Here is a 6,783-nt window from a genome sequence, read left to right as displayed (position 1 = left end):
CCGAGCCAGTGGATCGGGGATCAACCGCGCCAGCGTCAGCGCCTCGCGATTCTTGACCGTCGTACGGTCGGTGACCTGGCGGTCACTCCAATCGGGTCCGTCATGCCATGCGACGGCATCACGCGCATGGTGCAGGACGGCCCCGTTGACCACCGCACGGTGCGCGAATTCCCAGTCCTCGCCGCCGTACTCGCGGAACGTCTCGTCGAACCCGCCGATGTCGTCGAACAGCGTGCGGCTGCAACACATGACGGCACTGATCACGTGACGGTAGGACCGCTCGTCGGCGTTCAGCAGGTCTGCGCTGACGGCGTAGGCATGCGTCAGCCATTCGGGTTCGGTAAGCACCGGGGGACGTGCGACACCACACCACCAGCTCTCGAGCATGTCCGGTGTCCAGTCCGTGAGATCGGCGTGCCGCCGCCTACCCACCGAAACCGCGTCGGGCAGGATCGACGCGAGCCGAACGAGGTTGCGAACGTAACTGGGCTCGGGAATGGTGTCGGCGTCCAAGAAGCAGAGCAGCTCCGCGGAGGTGGCGGCGGCACCGAGATTGCGTGCGGCGGCAGCCCGAAATCCCAGATCCTCCTGTCGCAACACCGTCACGTCCAAGGATGAGCCCGCGACGACCGGGGCGACCCTTGACCCGTCGTCGGCGACCACCACCTCCACCAGTTCGGCCGGATGATCTTGGAGCTCGAGCGCGCGCACCACCATGGCCAGCTGGCGCGGTTGTTCGTAGTGGGGGATGATCACCGCGACGCTGGCGGGGCGAAGGGGGTTGCCCGCCACCAAATCCCATCGGTTGGCTGGGACGACGAAGCGACCGTCGGTCAACGTCATCGCGGTGGAGCTCATCGGTGCACACTGCGCAAGAGGTGGCCGTAGTCGGCCGCGGCGGCTGCCGGGGTCGGCGAGCACACCAGGCCCGGCGGCAGCCACGTCGCGGATGGTTCGTCGAGCGCGGCGCGGATCGCCGCAGACAGGCTCGGCCGATCATCGTCGTGCAGCCACAGTGCACCGGGGTTGCGCTCGGCGAGCTCACCGATGTAGCGGGTCGCCGGAACCAACGGTCGCCGACCTGCCGTGATCCACGAATTCAACGACCCGGATGCCGAGACGTGTCGATGGTGCACGACCGGGACGGTCACCGACTGCAGCAGCGGCACCAGAGCGCTCTCCGAGACGTGCCCCGTCAGCGTGAACGGTCGCCCCTGGGCGCGCGCGATCACCTCGAGCTCGTCGACGAGATGACCGTGCCCGGCCGACGGTTCGCCGACGGCCATCATGCGTACGTTGCTCGGAAGATCCGCCATCGCATCGAGCACCTCGACATGGCCCTTGCCCGGATAGACGAACCCGAACACGGCCACCGACGGCGGCAGGCGCGACGCGGGGGGACCGCAGACGGGCGGAGCAATGGGCAGGGGGATGACGGCAGCTCGCTGCTGAACGCCCATGTCGTACAGAATCGTTCGTTCGTGTTCGCTGCTGACGGCGACACCGTCGAGGACAGACACCAGCGACGCGTAGGCGCGAGCTCGGATGCCGTAGTTGGCACCATCGGAGGGCTGGGGAAGGTCGTGCAGGGTCGCGGTGACCCGTCCGCCACCACGGCGGACCTCCGCGGCCAGCTCGCCGACGGCTACCACTGCCTGACGGGCGTCGGAGCCGAAGAGTCGATCGGTGAACTGTAGATGCACGCCCTGGCCCGACCTGACGGCGCGGGCCCGCGCAGCACGATGGTCGGGGGCCCGAACCCGTTCGATGTTGACCCCGCCCGCTTCCAGGGCGGCCTGCAATTCGACGCCGAAGCGCACGACGCCGTGGCGTTCAGGGCCAACGATGAGGTGTACGACCGGTTCCCTCACGCGAGTCCCAGCAGATCCATGGTGGGCCGGTGCCGGTCGACGGCAAGCTGTAGGAAGTCGAGATTGTCGCGGTACCAACGCATCTGGACCTGATGGACCTCGTCGGGGTCGAGTACCTCGCCGTGAAACCACCACTGTGTACGGGCCTGCCCGGCGACGCCAAGCGCGTCGAGCACGCGCTGTTCCAGGGGAACGTACACCGATCCGAGGACGGGATCTTCGCCGAGGCAAACGCTCCCCGGCACGTCCATCGCAGCGAGAATCCGCTGCGCGAGCGTCGCCAGCACGGTGTTGCCGGGATGGTTGATCGCATGTGCGGCATCGCTTCCCGCCGCGGCGAGGACGTCGGATACGCCGACGTCGGTGTCGCGCCGCTCTCGTTCGGCCAACGAGGACGCACTCGCCTCGGCCACCGCGCGAAATCGGTTTGGCTCCACGTCGACGTCCCAGGGCTCAGATGGCGGGCGGTTTGCGAGCGCCGCCGCGACGGTGCGCAGGTCGTGATAGGGCACCGGCGGCGGAACGACGGACCTGTCGGCGGGGCGACGGACGATCACCTGGAACGGGTAGAGACCGGCGTATCGGATGACCGGCCACCGCAGCACTGCCGCCCCGGCGGGCACGGCGGCGGCCAGCTGGCCGGTGCCGAGCGGGAGGTCGCGGTAGTCGGGCCTGATGGGTTGACTGAGCAGTGCCGCCGTCTGGCGCAGGAGCTCGTCGAGGTGGGGGAGGTCGCAGGCGGCGAGCTCGTGGACGGGCGGCACCCGCACGGTCCGAAACGGGCGATCGGGCACCGAGTCGAGTGCCTGGCGCAGGGCCTCGGCCTGGCAATTGCCGATGACCAGCCACAATGGCCGGGTATCGTCGCCGGTGGGCCAGCCGTAGAACTGCCCGTAGTGTCGGGTACGGCCGGAATCAGTCACGCCCGACATGTTCACGGCGGGGGGGCCTGGTAAACCTTGCAGAGCGCAACCCGTCTAGACCAGGGCGATTGATTGTGCCCGCCTTCGTCCGATTGGCAGACCGTGTTGACCGTCGCTTCGATCCCCGCCGCACATCCGTATGTCGTCTCCGTCGTCGACACCGCAAGGGTGACGTTGCTGCCCGACCCGACCCCGCCGGGGGCCACCGAGCCGGGCCAGTGGTGGCCACCGCGGCTGCTCGATCCCGCCTATCTGCGCCACCAGCTCGACGAGATCGACGTCGTGCACGTCCACTTCGGATTCGATGCGATTCCGCCGGACCAACTCGTCGACGTCGTCGACCTGCTCACCGAACACGACGTTCCCCTCGTCGTCACGGTGCATGATCTCGAGAATCCGCACTTCACGGATCAATCCGCGCACGAGGAGCGCCTCGGTGTCCTGCTGCCCGCCGCCACGAAGGTCGTCACGCTGACCGACGGCGCGGCCGACGAGATCGCCAGGCGCTGGGGTCGGCAGGCCCTCGTGCTGCCGCACCCCCACGTGTTGCCGCTCGATGCCATCGGCGCCCCGCGAGCAACGCGGAACCACACCGTCATCGGGATCCACGCCAAGAACCTGCGCGCGAACGTCGACCCGTGGCCGTTGGTCGAGGCGCTGATCGACTGCCGAGATGCGGGCACGATCGTGCGACTGGACCTGGACGACGAAGTGCTGCGCTCGCCGCGAGCCGGAGAAGTTTCCGCGCAACGCCTCGATCGACTTCGGCGCGCAGGCGTCGACGTGCGCATGCACGGTCGTTTCACCGATCGGGAGATGGTCGACTACCTCTCCGAGGTGGACGTGCTTGTCCTTCCGTACCGGCACGGGACCCACTCCGGGTGGATCGAGGCGTGCCACGATGCGGGCGTGCAGGCCGCGGTACCCGACTGTGGCTACTTCCACCGGCAACATCTCGATCCCGTATTTGGTTACGGTGCTGGGCGTTTCGACGCGGACGGTTTTCACGCCGCCGTCTCCGAGGCCGTTCGGCTGTCGCGCGGGGCGTCGGCTGCCGACGGACGTCGACGTGCGGCGCGCGTGGAGCAGCGCCGTCGTGTCCGGGACGCGACCACGCAGCTCTATCGCCGCGCTCTCACCCGGGCTCGGGATCGCGACCCGATGGCTGGGGCGGCGTCGCCGGGTCAGGACACGAAGCGACTGTGATGCCCCTCGTCATCCATGTTCCACTGCTCAAGGCGCACGGCCCGGATTCGGATGACGTCACCGCCGGAACGCTCGGAAAGCTCTGCAAGGCCGTGGATCTCAACGCCGCGGCCTTGCAGTTCGGGGAATCCCCGCAACGGGGACGACGGGTCTTCGACGACGAGTGACACCCTGGGGTCACGGCGGGCGTTGCGGTAGGCCTCCGTCTCGCGCAGCCTGGCTCCGCCGATTTCGACCGATCCGGCCGCACGGTCGACGGTGAAGGCGACAGCATGGACCTGCGCAGCGTCGTCCTGGCCGATGGTCACCAGGCGGCCCTGGCGACGTGAGTCGAGAAAGCGGAACTCGGCGTCGGTGAACACCCTGCCATTGTCGCCGTTGATCGATGCAAATCGTCGAAACCCGCGGGACGGATCAGTCGTCGTCGGTGTCGGAGGGGCTTGACGTGCCGTCATCGGTGTCCGCCCCACCATCGGTGCCGTCTTGCCTGCCCGGGGTCGCTGCAGCCTTGGTTGTTGCCTTCTCGCGCGAGTCGTCCGTCGTGGTCGTGGTGGAGTCGTCGACGGACGGTGCCTGCTCGGTGACGGGTTCGGAGACGGTGGCGGAGACGGTGGCGGCGCTGCTCTCGGGCCGGCTTTGCATCGCCGCGACATCCGTTGGAGCGCTGGGTGTCTCGATGGGTGGCTCGACGGCCGTCGGCTCGACCTCTGGCACCGGCTCGGTGATTACCTCGGGTACTGGCTCGGTACTCAGTTCGTCGACCGGTGGGACGCCGAAACTGGTTAGCAGCGTCGGCTCCGGGATGCTCGTCACGGCCCTCGGACTCGCGGTTTCGATGGACGCGGTTTCGATGGACGAGGGTGCAGGCGTGATCGGGTTGATGACGTTGGCCGCCCCGCCGAGGATTCCGTCCAACCCAGCCTTGGCCGTCGTCACGACCGTCTCGAACACCGCGGAGCCGGCGTTGACGAAGGCCAGTGCAGGAGCGATCGCCAGGGCGCGGACCGTGCCGATGATGGCCTCGACGATCGGGTTGCCGGTGGCGGCACCAATCTGGGCGAGGAGGTCGCCGAGCCGGGTGGCGGCATTGTTGATCTGAAAGGTGAACTCCTGGTTGGCTATCACCGCGAAGTCGAGCACGCCGTCTCCAACACTCTGTACCGCGCGGATGCCGTTGCCTGCGATCAGTTGGCCGCTGGCGACGCCTGCGGAGAACAGCCCGGCGTAGCTCGCGAAGGACAGCGGATCGTTGGCGACGTTGACCGCCGCGATCAGAACGTTCTGCAGCGAACCGGTCAGCGCCGTCGTCAACAGCTGGCCAACCTCTGCGGTCGTCGAGGTGATGATGGGGTTGACCCGACGGAGGTTCTCGGCGAGCTTTGCGAAGGCATCGGAGGACAGCGTCTTCAGAATGGTCAACGACGCGGCGACGTTGGGGTCGCCCGTTGCGTCGATCAGACCCCCGAAGCCGAGGTTGATCAGCCTGACGATGTTGTCCACGGTCCCGATCAGGGCCTGGCCCGGGATGCCGGATGCGCCTGCCACAGCCGTGGAGCCCGCGCCGAGGGCCGCTTGAAGGTTGGCGACGAGCGCCTCGATGTCGGTGGGCGCGACGGCCAGCCGGACGTCGGCCACCGTGACACGCGGAAGGTCCACGCGAAGGTCGTTCGAGGGGATCGCGAGCGGCGTGAGCGCGATCGCGGTCGCCGCGGTCAGCGACATTCCAGCGGTGAGATATGAGCGAGCCGAGAATTCCACGAGTGCTCCTTTGCCGGGCCGAGTCACCGCCGTCGAGTGTGAGCTAGATCATGTCAACGGTTGGTGACTTGAAAGTTATGCGTTCGTCGCCGACATGTCAACAGTTGGTGACTTAGTGCCGTCGGTCGGGCCGGTCTGCCCGTTCCCGCCTATCGCGCCCTGTCAGTACGCGGCAATGGCGTGCTTGCTAGGCCGGAAGGTCAGGCGCGGAGGTGCGTTGTGCTGATGCGTAGGGAAACCGATCGAGATCAAGGGAGCGAAAGATGACGAAGAAGGAACTGGACGGGACCGTCGCGCTAGTGAGTGGAGCGTCCAGCGGCATCGGTCGGGTGACCGCCGGCCGGCTGGCGGACGAGGGGGCGGCCGTGGCACTGATCGCCCGCCGCGCGGATCGGCTCGAACAGTTGGCCGTCGACATCGCGCGATCAGGCGGAGTGGCAGTCCCGATAGCCGCCGACCTCACCGATCCATCTGCTGCCCAAGCTGCGGTCGCCAGGGCCGTTGGGGAGCTCGGGCGGTTGGACACCCTGGTGAACGCCGCCGGGGTGATGCTCAACGGCCCGTCGGAGGATTCGCCGCTTCAGGAGTGGGACCGCATGGTCGACGTGAACCTACGCGGGCTGATGTACGTCACGAAAGCCGCTCTGCCGCATCTGCTCAAGGCCGCAGCCGACAGTCCACGATCGGTGGCCGACGTCGTCAACATCTCGTCGGTGGCGGGTCGCGTCGCGGCGCCACAGGTGGCCATGTACAACGCCACCAAGTTCGCGGTGACTGCGGCGACGGAGGCGTGGCGCCAGGAGTTCACCACCCGCAATCTGCGCTTCTCGGTGATCGAGCCGGGACGTACCGAGAGCGAGCTGTTCGACCAAAAGGACGGCCAGGCACAGGGTTTCACCGAGATGTTCGGTGAGGTCGAGGCGCTGCACGCCGAGGACATCGCCGAGGCGGTCGGATACGTGGTGACCAGGCCCCGCCGAGTCGCGGTCAACGAGATCGTCATCCGGCCCACCGACCAGCCGTGA

The 6,783-nt window shown here is 67.7% G+C and carries 7 protein-coding genes; 2 read left to right on the top strand and 5 right to left on the bottom strand.

Going from position 1 to position 6,783, the window contains the following annotated elements; translation table 11 throughout:
• The 3 genes from ABW137_RS00655 to ABW137_RS00645 form a co-directional block, all read right to left on the bottom strand.
• On the bottom strand, positions 1-858 hold an 858-nt coding region (locus ABW137_RS00655; protein ID WP_526395824.1), incomplete at its 3' end, for a glycosyltransferase.
• Positions 855-1,871, bottom strand: coding sequence for a glycosyltransferase family protein (locus tag ABW137_RS00650; protein ID WP_526395823.1), 1,017 nt, complete (start codon positions 1,869-1,871; stop codon positions 855-857). The genes ABW137_RS00650 and ABW137_RS00655, both read right to left, overlap by 4 nt.
• Positions 1,868-2,803, bottom strand: coding sequence for a WcbI family polysaccharide biosynthesis putative acetyltransferase (locus tag ABW137_RS00645; protein ID WP_526395822.1), 936 nt, complete (start codon positions 2,801-2,803; stop codon positions 1,868-1,870). The genes ABW137_RS00650 and ABW137_RS00645 overlap by 4 nt, the downstream gene beginning before the upstream one ends.
• Before the next feature lie 93 nt (positions 2,804-2,896).
• On the opposite strand from ABW137_RS00645, the gene ABW137_RS00640 reads away from it, so the two are divergent.
• Complete coding sequence (locus ABW137_RS00640; protein ID WP_526395821.1) at positions 2,897-4,000, top strand: glycosyltransferase; 1,104 nt, start codon at positions 2,897-2,899, stop codon at positions 3,998-4,000.
• Here the strand turns inward: ABW137_RS00640 and ABW137_RS00635 are convergent.
• Positions 3,979-4,362, bottom strand: coding sequence for a PNPOx family protein (locus tag ABW137_RS00635; protein WP_526395820.1), 384 nt, complete (start codon positions 4,360-4,362; stop codon positions 3,979-3,981). The genes ABW137_RS00640 and ABW137_RS00635 overlap by 22 nt on opposite strands.
• Before the next feature lie 52 nt (positions 4,363-4,414).
• The gene (locus tag ABW137_RS00630; protein WP_526395819.1) at positions 4,415-5,758 is read right to left on the bottom strand and encodes a hypothetical protein; all 1,344 of its coding nucleotides are present in this window, start codon (positions 5,756-5,758) and stop codon (positions 4,415-4,417) included.
• A gap of 263 nt (positions 5,759-6,021) precedes the next feature.
• Between ABW137_RS00630 and ABW137_RS00625 the strand changes: the two genes are divergently transcribed.
• Entirely contained in the window at positions 6,022-6,783 is a 762-nt protein-coding gene (locus ABW137_RS00625) for an SDR family NAD(P)-dependent oxidoreductase (RefSeq protein WP_526395818.1), read from the top strand.

Source organism: Mycobacterium sp. (assembly GCF_040509115.1).
Taxonomy (GTDB): Bacteria; Actinomycetota; Actinomycetes; order Mycobacteriales; family Mycobacteriaceae; genus Mycobacterium.
The sequence above is the reverse complement of the archived record's forward strand: the minus strand, read 5'-3'. Positions and strand labels throughout refer to the sequence as shown.